A 16,203-nucleotide genomic window follows, 5' to 3' on the forward strand; every position below is an offset into this window, starting at 1 on the left:
TTCATTATTCAAAATTAATTTTCTGGTCGAAATACTCAAAAATAATTATTCCTAGTAATCTTAAGATGCAAACAATTTACCAAAGCTATATCCATATTTATACGAAAGTATTCTTATCTACGATATCTTGGTAACAAGATAAAGTATAACTGCCTCCAATGTATTTTTTCCTGCTTACTCTATTGCAATAAGGTAATCCTAGTCTTTATCACGTATGCCCCGAGTAGGGGGCAGAGCCTTTTATATGATATGTCCAAAGTTGGATAAAGAAATAGGTAGAAGGGTTATCCCACCTCCTACATCTCACCATAAACATGATAAATCTCCGGCACCTGGCCGCGATCATCCATCCGCATACCCAGGTCCCGAATCAGACCGTCACGAATATCGTAGATCCAGCCGTTCAGGCTGAGGCGTTGGCCTCGGTCCCAGGCGTGCTGGACTATTTTGGTCATGGCTAGGTTTTGTACCTGTGCCATTACATTCAATTCACAAAGGCGCGCTGAGCGAGATTCTTTTTTGTGTTGGTTAATTTATCTAAAGCTTTTACTTACAGTAGGCCGGTTTTTTGGGGCCACGGGTAGATTCATCCCACCGATGGTTGAATTTAAAGTAAATATAATATCGTGAATTTAATTCAACCATCGATGCTATTTTTAATCCAAATTTATATTAGGTGATCAAATTCACCTTTTTTAAAGGCTGCTTCCACATAGTAGATTGTTTTTTCATATATCCCCAGCTGCACATCATCGAACATTTCTTCATGTTCTTCACTGAAATTTGGATGTTCTTCATCGTAATAAGGATACATAAGCCTAGCCTTCTTCTTCTCAATCACAGCCAAATCAATAAGAGCCTCAGCTTCCTCTCGGCTTAAAAATATAGGTGGCTTCTTCTCCGCAGTAGGAAATGCGTCTTTTAGAGCCTGATATCCCTCTTTCTGCACAATTTGAGCAATTTCTTCAACAAGCTCAACAGGCATAATTACTTCACGCTTAATCATGTAATTGTTTTTTTAGATAAAGTGCCGGAATTGTACTGCTTTTTACCCGTCGAAAAATAACTAATCACGAAAGCACTGTAAAGCGACAGATGGAAGTTAAATATGAGGAAATTTGGAGCCAAGCTGCATTATGTATGTTGAGCGTCGATAGCCAGGAAGGAGTTTAGACTTCACCCCTCCTCCTGCACCTCACCATAAACATGATAAATCTCTGGCACCTGGCCACGGTCGTCCATCCGCATTCCCAGATCTCTAATCAGGCCGTCGCGAATATCGTAGATCCAGCCGTGCAGGCTGAGGCGTTGGCCTCGGTCCCAGGCATGCTGGACTATTTTGGTCATGGCCAGGTTTTGTACCTGTGCCATCACATTTAATTCACAAAGGCGCGCTGAGCGGGATTCTTTATCGAGAGATTCCAGCTCTTGCCGGTGGCGGACGTAAACATCCTTGATATGGCGTAGCCAGTTATCCACCAGGCCACATTCGCTGTGGCCCATGGCGGCCTGGACTCCGCCGCAACCATAGTGGCCACACACCACCACGTGTTCAACCTTGAGTACTTCCACTGCGTATTGCAGCACCGAGAGGCAATTAAAGTCTGTGTGTACCACCACGTTGGCAATATTGCGGTGAACGAACAGCTCCCCCGGTGCCATGCCCACAATCTCGTTGGCGGGCACGCGGGAATCGGAGCAGCCGATCCATAAATACTTGGGTACTTGCAGGCGGCTCAGGCGTTGGAAAAACTCCGGGTCCTGTGCCGTCCTATCCTCCGCCCAGGCGCGATTGCGTGCAAACAGCTGGCGAATTTCTGCCACCTCAGTGGGCCTCCCCCGATAAATCCAGCCCAGAGATTTGCGCGGCCTGCACCATTTTTTGCAGGTAGTCGCTGGTCATCTGGCGGCGGCGTTTTTCGGTCAGGTATTCCTCGATGCGCTCCGAGACATACTCGTATTCCAATGGGCGGCCTGGTTCGCATTGCTCTACATAAATCAGGTGCACACCGTAGGGGGTCTCCACGGGTTCCGCTACCAAACCGGTGCCCTGCTCGAACACTGCACGCTCGAAGGAGGCGACGGTGTCACCGCGTCCTACCTGGCCGAGGCTACCACCGGCTTCGGAGGAGGAGCAGGCAGAGTGGGATTGGGCTAAACGAGCGAAAGATTGTAGCGGATTGGAGTCGGCGCGAATCTGTTCCAGCATATTCTCGGCTGCGGTGCGTGCCTTGGCGCAGGCCTCGGAGTCATCCGGTGCGGCCGGGATCAGGATATGGCGCACTTCTGCGAGGGGATCGGAGCGGAACTTATACGGGTGGGCTTCGAAGTAAGCGCGGCACTCGGCGTCGGTTGCCGGGTTCACTTGTAGCTCGCCTTTTAATAGATCTGAGACTGCGCGATCGAAAGCCTCACTGTGCAAGTCTTCATCGGCAGCGCAGAGACCCTGCCCTGCAGCTCGATCTCGTAACAGCCAGCCGATAACCAGAGCGCGTGCGGCGCAGTAGATCGCCTGACGCGGAGAATCGGCAGGCTGGTACTGCATCTCTTGGTAGATCAGGTCGGCGGGGATTTCAGTTCCGTTGACGGCCACTACCTCGGCCATCTCAAATTCGCCGCCGGCAGCATCAGTGGCCAGTAATGTATTCATGACTCAACTCCACACTGGGCCCGCTCATGGCGGGCCATTTAATAGTTACAGGGACTAACGCGCGGCTTTGGCGCGAACTACCTGGTAATTGCGGCGGAAGTACTGCACTGGAACACTCCATACGTGTACCAGGCGGCTGAAGGGGAACAGCAGGAACAGGGTCATGCCGAGGAAAATATGCAGCTTGTAAATGATGTTCACTCCGCTGATTGCAGCAGCTGCACCGGCACCATCTAGCGTGACAATGGACTGAGCCCAAGCCATCAGTTTGAGCATTTCAGCACCGTCCATATGGCCGGCAGATACCACAATACTGATCAGGCCGAGGATCAATTGCGCGTAGAGCATCAGCAGTATGGCCAAGTCCATTTTGGAAGTGGTGGCGCGTACGCGCTTGTTGGTGAGGCGGCGCTTAACCAGAATAGTGAGACCGATAAAACAGATCACCCCGAAGAAACCACCGATCCCCATTGCCATCATCTGCTTGGTGGAAGCTTCAATGCCGAGGAAGTGCCAAACCGCTTTGGGTGTGAGTAGGCCGACAAAGTGGCCCGCGAGAATGGCGATCACCCCGATATGGAACAGGTAACTGCCGATGCGCAATTGCTTGCGCTCCAACAACTGACTGGAGCCGGTGCGCCAAGTGTACTGGTCGCGGTCGTAGCGGATCAGGCTACCCACCAAAAATACCGTGAGGGCGACAAAGGGATAGATGGCGAAGAGCAGCGTATTCAGATAGTTCATCTTGTTACTCCTGTGGTGCGGGCTGGGCAGAATTCTGCGCGGCGTTGGCCCAGTTAAGGGGCTGGCCGTCGCGCAGCTGCGCATTGCTGGGCCGCGTTATTGACTGGTCGCAATTGTTGGCGCCGCTAAAGCTAACGGCCTCTTCCTCCCAGATCTTGTCCAGCGCCTCGGGGGTATCGTCACGTTCTTCGTTGGCGACTTCTTCCTTGAGTGCTGTCAGATCGACATATACCCCGGCCATCTGCAAGAGCGCATCCATCAGCAGGTGATAGGGACTCTCACGCTTGGACAGACGCGCGCTCAACAGGGCTATCACATGGGTAATATCGTGAACCCAGCCGTAGGCTGCTTCCCCCTGGGTGGCACAGAACTCTAAGTAGGTGGGCAGGTAATCCGGCAGTTCGCGCTCATTCAGCTCAAGGCCGGCGCTGCGATAGCGCGCGGTCAGGTCTACCATGGCTTGCCCGCGATCACGGGATTCGCCGTGGATATGCTCGAAGATATGCAGGGATACAGCGCGGCCGCGCTCGAACAGACCGTCGTATTCGCTCTGCCAATCGAGCGCATCCATACGCTCGTAATGGGAGATAAATGCCAGCAGCTTGTCGCGCAACGGAGCATCCAGATCCTCGGATTCAGCCAACCAGCTGGTCAGCTCATCCAGGTGCGCCACCAGCTCATCGGACGGGTAATCCAGCAGGCGGGCGATCAGGTTTAGTACTTTCATCGGTATTCTCCGCTCGACCTTAGTCGACTACTTTGGCGGGTATTACTTCGCGCACTGCGTGCTGCTTGCCACCGAAAATATTGGTGCTGTCGTTGCCGGTGCTACAGCCGTTGCCGAAGCTGAAACCACAGGAGGACTTCATGTCGTAGGCGTTTTCGGCGTAGGCCTTATGGCTTGAGGGCACCACGAAGCGATCCTCGTAATTGGCCAGTGCCATGTAGCGATACATCTCTTCTACCTGGGCTACGGTCAGGCCAGCCTCTTCCAGCAATTCGCGCTCCTGAATGCCGTCCACATGGATGCCACGCATATAGGCGCGCATCACAATCATGCGTTCCAGGGCACGGGCCACTGGCTTCTCGTCGCCGGCGGTGAGCAGGTTGGCCAGGTATTGCAGCGGGATACGCAGGGTGGAGAGATCGGGGATCTCGGCGCCGCGACCCACGGTAACGGTTTCCACTTGGCCGGCCTGTACTGCGTTCTGGATCGGAGACAGGGGTGGCACATACCAAACCATGGGCAGGGTGCGGTATTCCGGGTGCAGCGGCAGGGCGATCTGCCAGTCGATGGCCATCTTGTACACCGGAGATTTCTGCGCAGCTTCGAGCCAGGCTTCGGGGATACCTTCGGCGCGGGCAGCTTCCTGGACCTTGGGATCGCTGGGGTCGAGGAAGATATCGCACTGGGCCTGGTAGAGCGCTTTTTCGTCTTCTACAGAAGCGGCTTCCTCAATGCGGTCTGCGTCATAGAGCAGTACGCCCAGGTAGCGGATACGGCCTACACAGGTCTCGGAGCAGATGGTTGGCTGACCCGCCTCGATACGTGGGTAACAGAAGATACACTTCTCAGATTTACCGGTTTTCCAGTTGTAGTAGATCTTCTTGTAGGGGCAGGCGGATACGCACATGCGCCAGCCGCGACATTTGTCCTGATCGATCAGAACAATGCCGTCCTCTTCGCGCTTGTAGATGGCACCGCTGGGGCACGCAGAAACACAGGCCGGGTTGAGGCAGTGTTCGCACAGGCGCGGCAGGTACATCATGAAGGTATTTTCAAATTCACCGTAAATGTCGGCCTGCACCTGCTCGAAGTTTTTGTCCTTTTTACGCTTCTCGAATTCGGTGCCGAGAATCTCTTCCCAGTTGGGGCCCCATTCGATTTTTTCCATGCGCTCGCCAGTAATCAGCGAGCGCGGGCGGGCTACCGGTTGGTGCTTCTGCTCCGGAGCCTTGTGCAGGTTCTGGTAGTCGAAGTCGAACGGCTCGTAGTAGTCGTCGATCTCCGGCATATCCGGGTTGCCAAACAGGTTGGCTAGTACGCGGTGCTTGCCACCGATCTTCGGCTGCAATTTACCGTTCTTCTTGCGGGTCCAGCCGCCGTTCCATTTGTCCTGGTTCTCCCACTCTTTGGGGTAGCCAACACCGGGTTTGGTTTCGACGTTATTGAACCATGCGTATTCAACCCCCTCGCGGGAGGTCCACACATTTTTACAGGTCACCGAGCAGGTGTGACAGCCGATACATTTATCGAGGTTCAGCACCATGCCTATCTGGGCTCTAACTTTCATTGCTACACCTCCTCTCGCGTCGGCTCTTTGACGTCTTCACCATCGAGCCAATCGACCTTGTTCATTTTCCTGACCACCACAAATTCATCCCGGTTACAGCCCACAGTGCCGTAGTAGTTGAAGCCGTAGGACTGCTGGGCGTAGCCACCGATCATATGGGTGGGTTTCATCACCGCGCGGGTTACGGAGTTGTGGATACCGCCCCGGGTACCGGTAGTTTCCGCTCCCGGTGTATTCACGATGCGCTCCTGGGCGTGATACATCATGGCCATACCGTCGGGCACTCGTTGAGATACCACTGCGCGGGCAGCAATGGCGCCGTTGACGTTGAAGATTTCGATCCAGTCGTTGTCTTCAATACCCGCCAACTTGGCGTCGTACTCACTCATCCAAACGATGGGTCCACCGCGAGACAGGGTGAGCATCAGCAGGTTGTCGGAGTAGGTGCTGTGAATGCCCCACTTTTGGTGCGGGGTGATCCAGTTCAGCAGGATCTCCTTGTTACCGTTCGGCTTCTGGTTCAACACCGGTTGCACGGTTTTCAGGTTGATCGGCGGCTTGTACACACACATGTTCTCGCCGAAGTCACGCATCCACTCGTGATCCTGGTAGAACTGCTGGCGGCCGGTGATGGTGCGCCAGGGGATCAACTCGTGCACATTGGTGTAGCCGGCGTTGTAGCTCACATGCTCATCTTCCAGGCCAGACCAGGTTGGCGAGGAGATAATCTTGCGAGGCTGCGCCACGATATCGGCGAAGCGAATTTTTTCGTCTTCCTTGGGCTTGGCCAAATGGGTGTGATCGCGCCCGGTAACCTCACCGAGGGCTTCCCAGGCCTTCACGGCTACCTGGCCGTTGGTTTCAGGGGCCAGTGACAGAATCATCTCCGCAGCATCTACCGCACTGTCGATACGGGCGCGGCCATCGCGAGCAGTCTCATCTTTCCAAGTGCGATTGAGCTTCTTGAGGAAGTCCACCTCATCGTCAGTATTCCAGCTGATGCCCTTACCGCCGTTGCCGAGTTTCTCCAGGAGCGGGCCGATAGAGGTAAAGCGGTTGTAGGTGTTGGGGTAGTCGCGTTCCACCTCAATCATGCTCGGCGCGGTAACGCCGGGGATCAGGTCGCACTCGCCTTTCCACCAAGCCTGTACACCGAACGGCTGGGCGATTTCTCCGGGGGTATCGTGGTGGATCGGCAGAGTCACCAGATCCTTTTCCACCCCCAGGTGGCCATCGGTCAGGTTGGAGAATTCCTTCGCTATGCCCTTGAAGATTTCCCAGTCACTTCGCGCTTCCCAGGCCGGGTCCACCGCCTTAGTGAGCGGGTGAATAAAGGGGTGCATGTCTGAGGTGTTGAGGTCGTCCTTCTCATACCAGGTGGCCGTCGGCAATACGATGTCGGAGTAGAGACAGGTGGTGGACATACGGAAGTCCAGTGTCACCAGCAGATCCACTTTGCCCTCGCTGGGGGCGTCATGCCAGGCCACGTCTTCTGGTTTTTTGCCGCCTTCTTCACCCAGGTCTTTGCCCATCAAACCGTGCTTGGTACCGAGCAGATGGCGCAGCATGTACTCGTGGCCCTTACCAGAGGAGCCGAGCAGGTTGGAGCGCCAGATAAACATATTGCGCGGGAAGTTCTGCGGGTTATCCGGGTCCTGGTTGGAGAATTTGAGCGCACCGCGCTTGAGCTGCTGCACCGTGTAGTCTTTGGCAGACATACCTGCGGCGGCGGCATCTTTAGTCAGTTGCAGGGGGTTGATCCCCAGCTGCGGCGCGGAGGGCAACCAGCCCATGCGCTCGGCGCGGCTGTTGTAGTCGATGATGGAAGCCTGCCACTTGCTCTTGTCGGCCAGCGGCGAAACCACTTCATCCATCTCCAGCTTCTCATAGCGCCATTGGCTGGCGTGGTTATAGAAGAAGGAGGTGCCGTTCATATGGCGCGGTGGGCGCTGCCAGTCGAGCCCGAACGCGAGTGGGGTCCAACCGGTCTGCGGACGCAGTTTTTCCTGCCCCACATAGTGGGCCCAACCACCGCCGCTCTGGCCGATACAACCGCACATCATCAGCATATTGATGATCCCGCGGTAGTTCATATCCATGTGGTACCAGTGGTTGAGACCCGCTCCCAGAATTACCATGGAGCGTCCACGGGTCTTGTCGGCGGTGTTGGCAAACTCACGGGCAACCTGGATGACATTCTCACGACGACAGCCGGTCACCTTTTCCTGCCAGGCGGGGGTGTAGGGCTTATCTTCGTCGTAGTTCTGAGCACAGTTGGGGTCGTCAAGGCCGTGCTCGACACCGTAGTTCGCCAGGGTCAGGTCGTAGACGCTGGCTACTTTTAGAATCTCGCCATCTTTGTTTTGAACAAGCTTCACCGGCACCTTGTAGTCGATTACTTCATCGTGTTCGGTGTGCTGGAAGTAGTTGTGCTCGTGGGTCTGGCCGCCGAAATAGGGGAAGGCGACCTGTGCGATTTCATCGGCGCAGTCTTTGAGGCTGAGCTTCAGCTCCAACTCTTCGCCACTGCGACCATCGCGCTGTTCAATATTCCACTTGCCACGGCCTTCTTTCGCTGAGGGCTCTCCCCAGCGATAGCCCATGGAGCCCTGAGGGGAAACCAGCTGGCCATCGTGATTAACACCGATGGTTTTCCATTCCGGGTTGTTATCCTGGCCGAGGTTGTCCGCCAGGTCAGAGGCGCGCAGGAATCGGCCCTGTACCAGCTTGCCGTCGCGCTCTTCCAGGGTCACCAACATCGGCATATCGGTGGTGGTGCGCACATACTCGGTGAAGTAGGCGCTGGGCTTGTCGACGTGGAATTCTTTCAGGATCACATGGCCGAAGGCCATCGCCAGAGCCGCATCGGTACCCTGGCGCGGTGCCAGCCAGGTGTCGCCAAACTTGGAGCACTCTGAGTAGTCAGGGGTGACCACACAGGTTTTGGCGCCCTTGTAACGTACTTCACTGAGGAAATGCGCGTCCGGGGTACGGGTTTGAGGCACATTGGAGCCCCATACGATCAGGTAGTTGGAGTTGTACCAGTCGGCGGACTCGGGTACGTCGGTTTGCTCACCCCAGACCTGCGGTGAGGCGGGCGGCAGGTCACAATACCAGTCGTAGAAACTCAGGCAGTTGCCGCCGATCAGAGACAGATAACGTGCACCAGCGGCGTAAGACACCATGGACATAGCGGGAATCGGCGAGAAGCCGGTCACCCGGTCGGGACCGTATTTCTTGGTGGTGTAGACGTTGGAAGCGGCAATCAGCTCGTTAACTTCATCCCACTTGATCCGCACAAAGCCGCCCATACCGCGACGCTCTTTGTAGGACTGCGCCTTGGCCGGGTCTTCGACAATACTGGCCCAGGCCTCCACCGGATCACTGTGTCTCAACTTGGCTTCGCGCCAGAGTTTTACCAGACGTTTGCGGATCTTCGGGTACTTGAGGCGGTTAGCCGAGTACATATACCAGGAGTAGCTGGCACCACGGGGGCAGCCACGAGGCTCGTGATTGGGCAGGTCCGGGCGGGTGCGCGGGTAGTCAGTCTGCTGGGTTTCCCATGTGACCAGGCCGTCTTTGACGTAGATCTTCCAGCTGCAAGAGCCGGTACAGTTCACCCCGTGGGTAGAGCGCACGATCTTGTCGAACTGCCAGCGACGACGGTAGCCATCTTCCCAGCTGCGGTCGTCATTCGTCTTTTCCCCGTGTCCTCCGGAAAAGGGCTCTTTTTGTTTCTTCAGATATTTCAGTCGGTCCAGGAAATGGCTCATGCGGTACTCCCAGGGCATCGGCATGCGGTTAAAGCATCGGTTTACCGGGAATATAAAAGGGAGGGACGGCGGGATCACCTGACCAAAAAGGGGTAGAAAAGCGACGAAATACCCCCGAATAGGTAGGGAAACGACGCCAGGGGGCCGTTATGGTGGAGTCCTATCCCAGCAATAACAGGGCCTCTGTGTAAAAAACAGGCGCCAGGTTAAATTATGTGCAAAACTGGCGATCTTTAGTGGTACCCACAACTTTGTGCGCCAATGGACGGCACAATAGAGATCAGCCATCCACAACCGCCCCAGGGCGAAGTGAACCCGATATGCTGAACCGAATTCGACAGTCCATCGTCTACCGCATCGGCACCCTGATGCTGCTCACTGTGCTGGTAGCACTGAGCTCTATGGTGGCGTCCTATATTATCTCCGATGCCGCCGAAAACGATGCCGCCGCCGTTAACCTGGCCGGCTCATTGCGGGCTATGAGCTACCGACTTGCGGCCACCGCACCCTCCGGGGATATCGAAGCCACGGCTGAGTTGGCAGACGAGGTGACCGCACGCCTGACCCGGGTACTCAGTATTTCCGACTTCACCGCCAGCGATAACCTGCCCGCAGCGCGCAATTACCGCAAGGTTATCGAAAGCTGGGAGGGAGAAATCCGCCCACTGCTGGAGTCCATTGCCGCCGGGCGCACTTCTATGGACTCCTTACAGTTAGCCAACCGCCTGGAGCCCTTTATCGGTGATGTGGATACACTGGTGTTCGATTATCAGACCATCGCCGAGGAAAAAATAAGCCTGCTGCGTTTGGTGCAGGTGGGCTCACTGTTTGCCATTGTGACTCTGGTTTATCTCTCTTTGTGCATACTGCACCGTTCTGTGGAGCAGCCTCTCAAGCAGCTGACCAACCGCTCCCTGAGCATCGCCCAGGGAGACTTCAACCAAAACCGCCTGGAGATTAACAGCGAGGACGAGCTGGGGGTTTTAGCGCGCACCATCAATTACATGAGCGATGAAATTCACGCGACCCACAGGGATCTTGCCCACCGCGTGGAGTTGAAAACCTCCCAGTTACAGAAGAGCCATGAAGCGCTGGACTTCCAATACCGCTTGGCTCGGCGGATCAGCGAGGGTCCACTCTCGGGAGCGGAATTGGGCCAGTGGCTGGGAGAGTTTGCCAATGTCGCCAGCCTGGACAACCTGGATCTGTGCCTGATGACCCCGGAGGGCGAAGCACCCTATGAGCATCTGGTACAGGGGCTCGGCAACACCCAGTGCACAGGTAGTGAATGCCACATCTGCGTAAACACCTGCGGCCCCTCCGATGAAGACCAACAGCGCGTGTACCGATTCCCGCTGGAAGTGGACAAACGCAATTACGGCGTACTCACCTGCACCCTGCCCCGAGGTGAAAGCCTTGATGAAGAACAGCAGCAGCGCCTGGCTACCTTTGCCGACAGTGTCACTGCGGCCATCGCCATTAATGAGCGGGAGGCACAGGAGCGCCGTGTTGCCCTACTGGACGAGCGCGCGATCATCGCCCGGGAGCTACACGATTCCCTGGCCCAATCCCTGTCCTATCTGAAAATTCAGGTTACCCGACTCAACCGCGCCAATCGCAGTGAGCAGGTGGACAAATCCAAGGTAGAGGAGATTATTACCGAACTGAAAGAGGGCCTGGATTCCTCTTACCGACAGCTGCGCGAACTGCTCACCACCTTCCGTCTGCAAATAGGACCCGGCGGCCTTCGCAGTATCCTGGAACAATCTATCCTCGCTTACCGGGAGCAGCACCCGCAGATTAACGTCCTGTTGGATTACCATCTGGACGAAGTACCACTAACTCCCCACGAGGAAATTCACCTGTTACAACTGGTGCGCGAGGCCTCACAAAATGCTGTGTACCACTCCCAGGGCGATATGGTGCAGATCAGCCTGACCCAGGCCGACAACCACTCCCTCAATGTACGCATCTGCGACAACGGCATCGGCATCAGCAATGCACCGGAGAAACGCAATCACTTCGGTATGTCGATCATGCAGGAGCGCGCCAGCAACCTGAATGGCAAGCTGAATATCCGCCGCCGCGACGAAGGGGGCACCGAAGTGCAATTCAATTTTATTCCCCTCTACGCCCGCGAGCGGGAGTTGGTGTGGAAAGACGTGGGGTGATAACTCTCTACCTTTATGAAAGGTCACTTGGGGCTAGCAAATAATTGCCGCCCCTATCTTTCGGAATCCGCCAGTATCTTTATTGCTAAAAAGGGAGAAGGAGAGAATACACCGCGCTCGGGACCCTATGAGGCATGGATGCCGATTAGGAGCTTACAGGGATGTATTCACTGCGTGTCTCGAGTGCGGTGTATTCTTTCCTTCCACCCCAGTAGTAACTATCTTCAACGACCTTATTACCTATCCAAACGCTCTTCCATCCTGAAGCTCCTCCAACACCCAAGTAGCTATCGTCAAAAATACTGACTCTTAAATTGACCCCCAAGGGCCAACCGCGAGCCCATATGCTACAAGTACTTATCGCTAGCCTATCCCGTGATTCACACCAATCACATTGGTGAATATCAGCCTCCTCGATGGCCTGGCATCCAACCATTCCATCAAGCAATGACTATATCTATTTAATAGAGAGGAGAGGTTTATGAAACTGAGTTCATTGCCCAGAGCCACTTTCTTAATGTTGGCAGTATTTCTGCTGGCTTATTCTGCATTCACGGTTTCCGATAGCCATAACAAAAAAGAGAAAGATCCATCAGCTGCCAAGCATGGGGCTGGTGGTGAGAAAGCCTGGTCCAAAGCGGGCAATGACAAGATGTTCACCATCTTTAAATCTGACTTAACCACCGCTAATGAGAATATGCTCGGCAAGAAGGTGAATCCACAAACCCCCAAAGATGCCAATGGCTTCTTTATTGGCGCCTACAACAAACAGTCACATATGCTGCACTTTATGGTGGGCTACAGCGATCTATCAAAGGGCGGGGTGGCAATGTCGCACTTCCATATGCAATGTGCAGGCGATGGCAAAGAACCCCCTATTTGCAAGCCGGGTAAACCCAGTGGCCCAATTATTCAAACTATCTGCGGAATGCCCAATCACCCGGGCATGGTTCCCGACTGGCCCGAGACTAAAACTGACAAGGGCAAGCATGGCTTGGCAAAAAAATGTGCTGAAGGCACCAGTGGATATATTATGGGTAAATGGATGGTGGAGGAGCCCTATCGCAAGGCGCTAATGGATGGGAAGGTCTTTGTTAACTTGCATACCCAGCTGGACCCCAAGGGTGAGGTTTCTGGCCTGTTAACAATGGACAAGTAGATTGCAAATTTACTGACGCATCTATAAGCCAGAGTTTACTACAGAGATAAGAAAAAGCTGGGCTTCGTTATTTAGAATCCCAGCTTTTTATATCTACCTGAAAATTGTTAATTAACAATAATTAGAACTTTGCTGTAAGCATCAACCAGAGCTTATCGGTATCCTCACTGTAATCTTCTGCATCGTAAGCAGCGTATTTTACCAACGCTGAGAAATATTCATTAAACTCGTGACCGTAACTGATATTCCACTCGGTACCGTAGTCCGCTGAACCTTCATTGGCCTCAAAACTGTGATAAGTGATACCCAAATCACCCCCGGCAAGCGCCAGGCTGGCACCGAGATATAAATCTTCAACACCATCTGCTGGAGTTTCTATGAACTTATCTGTGTAGCCCTGGAATTTGTGTAGTGTCGCCAGTGGTGTGCTAAAACCCACACCGTCGTCAGAACCCAGAACTTCATAACCCAACTTGCCTTTTACTGGCCCCAATGGTGCGGCAACTTCAGCAAGGTAATAATCCGCCGCAAAATTATTGGGATTATTGCCGATATCCTCCTGGCGGGCATAACTCAGCTGAGTTTCAAACAGGCCAAAATCTCCCCGGTAAGCGGCACCGAAAGTACGGGATGAGAAGTTCTCAGCGTTATCCAGGTCCAGGTTGTAGAAGAAGGCAGTTAACTTATGCGCTTCTACCAGTGGATAGCTGGCATGAAACAGTTGAATATCCCCATCCAGGTCCGATAAGTCACTGTCTTCACCAAAAATACGGTTTACGTTGTAGATATAGCTGTAATCCAGCTGTAACTCCCCTTCCCCGCCAAATTGGTAACGCAGGCCGTCATACGTCTGTTCATTCTGGCGCCAACCCACGCCACCGATAAAGCGCTGATCGTCCAGGTTAATTCGCTGTCGACCGGCAACCACCATAGAGTTAAAACCACTGTACTTTAAATAGGCTTGATTAACCTCAGTGCCCTGGGGGTCGACAACGACGGGGTGCTCAGTATTGCCATTCACTGTTGAATTGTAATTGTCGTTGCCAATTTCACTAATGTCATCCACTTCAAAAAACGCATCAAAACCACGGTAGTTGCCACTGGTCCAGTTCAGCCGGGTTCTCAGGGTCGAGGCGATAGCAACATCGTCCATATTGTCCTGGTCAACGTTTTCTACCCGGTAACGAAGATTCACTCCCACCTCTCCTGAAGTCAGTGCATCAGTGAGTGTGGCGCTTTCATTCTCTGCTGCGATAGTCTGGTAGCTGGAAATCCCAAGGATGATGGCCGCGATTACGGTGGACAATTTCTGTTGTTTCATTCGCCGTTCCTTTGCAAAAATATTTTGGGTGGAAGGCAACTGCACAAATATGATCGAAACCATTCCCGATCACAGCAGTTATCCCAGTGCGAGTGCATTATGCAGGCGGAGTACCCAGCGATTTATTGATGTATATCAGATTGATGCCTCGCTTTAGAAAGATTTCCTAGAGGTTTCTGAATAAAAAATTTGTTTTGGAAAATAACATTGGTTAAGCAAAGTTAAAAAAATTAAAGGTGGCGGCTACTAACAAAAAAAACCGTAAAAATTTTTATATTTATCGACCAAATTAATGGGCCTTAAAAACTTGTGAAATTAGTGCCAGCTGCTAAAAGTTATATTCAAATTAGCTCCAGCAATAATAACCAAAAGGGAAAGACAATCATGCCTGACTACACCACCTCTTTCTTAAGCCCAGTCACTCAGGAAGAAGCTTACCGGGCAGTTGCTGAAAAGATGTCCCAATGGTGGACGCCAACTAGCGGTCCTTTCCTGGCAGTGGGTGATACCGCCAAGACCGGATTTGGTGGCGAGTCCTATTGGGTGTTTCGCGCCAAAGCTTTGGTCCCGCAGAAGTTAATCGAACTTGAGTGTATAGAGTCCAATATGGTTTCTGAGCAGGTTGATGATCCACAAGAGTGGCAGGGCAGTACTCTTCGCTTTGAATTTTCTAGCGAACCCGGTGGCACCCGCCTCACCTTTACCCATATCGGTCTCTCACCGGAGATGAAATGCTGGAAAATGTGCAAAAGCGGATGGGATTACTATTTGCCAGGAAGCCTTCAGGATTACCTCAAAGATGGGGCTGGCAAACCGAATAGCTATTAGTGAGATAGAAGGGCCCCGCAGATGCGGGGAACAAGAGGTGTGAAAGCAGGGCTTTTAATCGCCTTCCGGTTTACCGCTGCATCTACAGAGAACACTAAAACTCTAACCTATTGTTTTTAAACAATTTTTCGACGGCTTTGGCAATGTCTCAGGGCTGGGGCAACCCAGCCCCTTGTACCTAACATCGGGCTTTCTTTTCTCTTAGCAGTTCTCAACCACTACTCGCCACTGATCCTCTCCCACTTGGTTCAAATCGATGGTCACTCCTGTTATCTGACGCACGACTTCGATATTGGTCAAGAGGTGGAGGCTCGGCTTCAGGGTAGTGAAGCTTCCACCGACCCCCAGCACCAATGGGAGTATTAGCTGGTCGGCCAGATGTTCGCCCACTGGCACGCCGGCGTGCATATAGCGCTGCATCTGCCGAATCGCGCGATCGGCAACGCGCTCAGCGCTAACACCCTGCTCCCCCATAGCCTCAAACACCTCAGTCACTTGCTGGGATTGCAGACGCAGGGAAAGTACATTGCCAGGCCCTTGGGACTTCACCTGCCTTTGATGCAGACGCTCCGATCGCCATTCGCACTTCTTACGTACCTGCGCCAACTCCCGCTGGGCCACATGAGCAGGAATATGGGCCGAGATCGCCACAGCTTCAGCATCCAGAAGTTCACCCCGTTCTGTCAGCTCCAGTTTTGACCACTGCGATAGCGGCTGGATACGTGTGCGCCATGAACCACCCCCGGCAGGATAGAAACCGTAATCATCCAGAGCCACTTCCACACCAGCGCCCATGCGAGCCAACAGGGGTAAATATGCCTGGGCTATAAAATCAAAGCTGGGAGCCTTTTTATTATGAGTGCCGCCTTCAAGACACAGCTCACTGACACCATCGGACAATAACAGCGGTAGCAAGACGGTTTGAAACACCAAACTGGTACTACCGGCCGAACCAATAGGAAAGTGGTATTTACCGGGACGCACTTTTCCCGGTGCAAAAGTAATTTCCGAAGCACCCAATTGTTCGCCGCTGACTTCGGCATGGCTAATCGCTTTGGCTGCTCGCAAGCAGGCTAGGTGCTGACGCAACAAACCGGGTTTTTTACGACCTGCTCGAATATTCTTAATTCGAACCGCTACTCCCAAACAAACAGACAAGGTGAGGGATGTCCGCAAAATCTGTCCGCCGCCCTCCCCCTGGGCGCCGTCTATCTCAATCACTGTTTAATTCCTTAAAATTTACATCTTTTTTTGGTGAGTAGC

General features: G+C 53.5%; 13 protein-coding genes. 3 read left to right on the forward strand and 10 right to left on the reverse strand.

Annotation, left to right across the window (positions count from 1 at the left end; translation table 11 throughout):
• Positions 1–296: 296 nt before the first annotated feature.
• The 8 genes from ACJJIW_RS05565 to ACJJIW_RS05600 form a co-directional block, all read right to left on the reverse strand.
• Positions 297–533: a carbonic anhydrase gene (locus tag ACJJIW_RS05565; RefSeq protein WP_282934608.1), complete on the reverse strand. Its 237-nt coding sequence runs from the start codon at positions 531–533 to the stop codon at positions 297–299.
• A gap of 134 nt (positions 534–667) precedes the next feature.
• Complete coding sequence (locus tag ACJJIW_RS05570) at positions 668–1,006, reverse strand: hypothetical protein (RefSeq protein ID WP_444936865.1); 339 nt, start codon at positions 1,004–1,006, stop codon at positions 668–670.
• Positions 1,007–1,176: 170 nt separating this feature from the next.
• Positions 1,177–1,824 (reverse strand): carbonate dehydratase, encoded by a 648-nt coding sequence (gene can / locus ACJJIW_RS05575; protein ID WP_444936866.1) that lies wholly within the window; start codon positions 1,822–1,824, stop codon positions 1,177–1,179.
• Position 1,825: 1 nt separating this feature from the next.
• Positions 1,826–2,650: a peptidylprolyl isomerase gene (locus ACJJIW_RS05580; protein ID WP_282930421.1), complete on the reverse strand. Its 825-nt coding sequence runs from the start codon at positions 2,648–2,650 to the stop codon at positions 1,826–1,828.
• Positions 2,651–2,704: 54 nt separating this feature from the next.
• Positions 2,705–3,394: a respiratory nitrate reductase subunit gamma gene (narI, locus tag ACJJIW_RS05585; protein WP_282930422.1), complete on the reverse strand. Its 690-nt coding sequence runs from the start codon at positions 3,392–3,394 to the stop codon at positions 2,705–2,707.
• 4 nt (positions 3,395–3,398) lie between these two features.
• Positions 3,399–4,121, reverse strand: a complete 723-nt coding sequence (gene narJ, locus ACJJIW_RS05590; RefSeq protein ID WP_282930423.1) for a nitrate reductase molybdenum cofactor assembly chaperone — start codon at positions 4,119–4,121, stop codon at positions 3,399–3,401.
• 19 nt (positions 4,122–4,140) lie between these two features.
• Positions 4,141–5,688 carry a nitrate reductase subunit beta gene (gene narH, locus ACJJIW_RS05595; RefSeq protein ID WP_282930424.1) on the reverse strand — a complete coding sequence of 516 codons (1,548 nt, stop codon included), beginning with the start codon at positions 5,686–5,688 and terminating at the stop codon, positions 4,141–4,143.
• A gap of 2 nt (positions 5,689–5,690) precedes the next feature.
• Positions 5,691–9,461: a nitrate reductase subunit alpha gene (locus tag ACJJIW_RS05600; protein ID WP_282930425.1), complete on the reverse strand. Its 3,771-nt coding sequence runs from the start codon at positions 9,459–9,461 to the stop codon at positions 5,691–5,693.
• Between the two features lie 320 nt (positions 9,462–9,781).
• Here ACJJIW_RS05600 and ACJJIW_RS05605 point away from each other — a divergent pair, with 320 nt between their 5' ends.
• On the forward strand, positions 9,782–11,632 hold the full coding sequence (locus ACJJIW_RS05605; protein ID WP_444936867.1) for a histidine kinase: 1,851 nt from the start codon (positions 9,782–9,784) through the stop codon (positions 11,630–11,632).
• 481 nt (positions 11,633–12,113) lie between these two features.
• Positions 12,114–12,791: a CHRD domain-containing protein gene (locus tag ACJJIW_RS05610; RefSeq protein ID WP_444936868.1), complete on the forward strand. Its 678-nt coding sequence runs from the start codon at positions 12,114–12,116 to the stop codon at positions 12,789–12,791.
• Positions 12,792–12,912: 121 nt separating this feature from the next.
• Here the strand turns inward: ACJJIW_RS05610 and ACJJIW_RS05615 are convergent, their stop codons facing one another.
• Positions 12,913–14,112, reverse strand: coding sequence for an alginate export family protein (locus ACJJIW_RS05615; RefSeq protein WP_282930428.1), 1,200 nt, complete (start codon positions 14,110–14,112; stop codon positions 12,913–12,915).
• A gap of 384 nt (positions 14,113–14,496) precedes the next feature.
• Between ACJJIW_RS05615 and ACJJIW_RS05620 the strand changes: the two genes are divergently transcribed.
• Complete coding sequence (locus tag ACJJIW_RS05620) at positions 14,497–14,940, forward strand: SRPBCC family protein (RefSeq protein ID WP_282930429.1); 444 nt, start codon at positions 14,497–14,499, stop codon at positions 14,938–14,940.
• 201 nt (positions 14,941–15,141) lie between these two features.
• Here the strand turns inward: ACJJIW_RS05620 and rtcA are convergent, their stop codons facing one another.
• On the reverse strand, positions 15,142–16,161 hold the full coding sequence (gene rtcA / locus ACJJIW_RS05625) for an RNA 3'-terminal phosphate cyclase (protein WP_444936869.1): 1,020 nt from the start codon (positions 16,159–16,161) through the stop codon (positions 15,142–15,144).
• Between the last annotated feature and the right edge of the window lie 42 nt (positions 16,162–16,203).

This window comes from Microbulbifer maximicatervae (SeqCode) (assembly GCF_052467815.1).

Bases quoted from the DNA above. Each gene is read 5' to 3' on its own strand.
- ACJJIW_RS05620 (WP_282930429.1), top strand. From the start codon at position 14,497: ATGCCTGACTACACCACCTCTTTCTTAAGCCCAGTCACTCAGGAAGAA.
- ACJJIW_RS05570 (WP_444936865.1), bottom strand. From the start codon at position 1,006: ATGATTAAGCGTGAAGTAATTATGCCTGTTGAGCTTGTTGAAGAAATT.
- narH (WP_282930424.1), bottom strand. From the start codon at position 5,688: ATGAAAGTTAGAGCCCAGATAGGCATGGTGCTGAACCTCGATAAATGT.
- ACJJIW_RS05580 (WP_282930421.1), bottom strand. From the start codon at position 2,650: ATGAATACATTACTGGCCACTGATGCTGCCGGCGGCGAATTTGAGATG.
- narI (WP_282930422.1), bottom strand. From the start codon at position 3,394: ATGAACTATCTGAATACGCTGCTCTTCGCCATCTATCCCTTTGTCGCC.
- narJ (WP_282930423.1), bottom strand. From the start codon at position 4,121: ATGAAAGTACTAAACCTGATCGCCCGCCTGCTGGATTACCCGTCCGAT.
- ACJJIW_RS05615 (WP_282930428.1), bottom strand. From the start codon at position 14,112: ATGAAACAACAGAAATTGTCCACCGTAATCGCGGCCATCATCCTTGGG.
- ACJJIW_RS05600 (WP_282930425.1), bottom strand. From the start codon at position 9,461: ATGAGCCATTTCCTGGACCGACTGAAATATCTGAAGAAACAAAAAGAG.
- ACJJIW_RS05610 (WP_444936868.1), top strand. From the start codon at position 12,114: ATGAAACTGAGTTCATTGCCCAGAGCCACTTTCTTAATGTTGGCAGTA.
- ACJJIW_RS05605 (WP_444936867.1), top strand. From the start codon at position 9,782: ATGCTGAACCGAATTCGACAGTCCATCGTCTACCGCATCGGCACCCTG.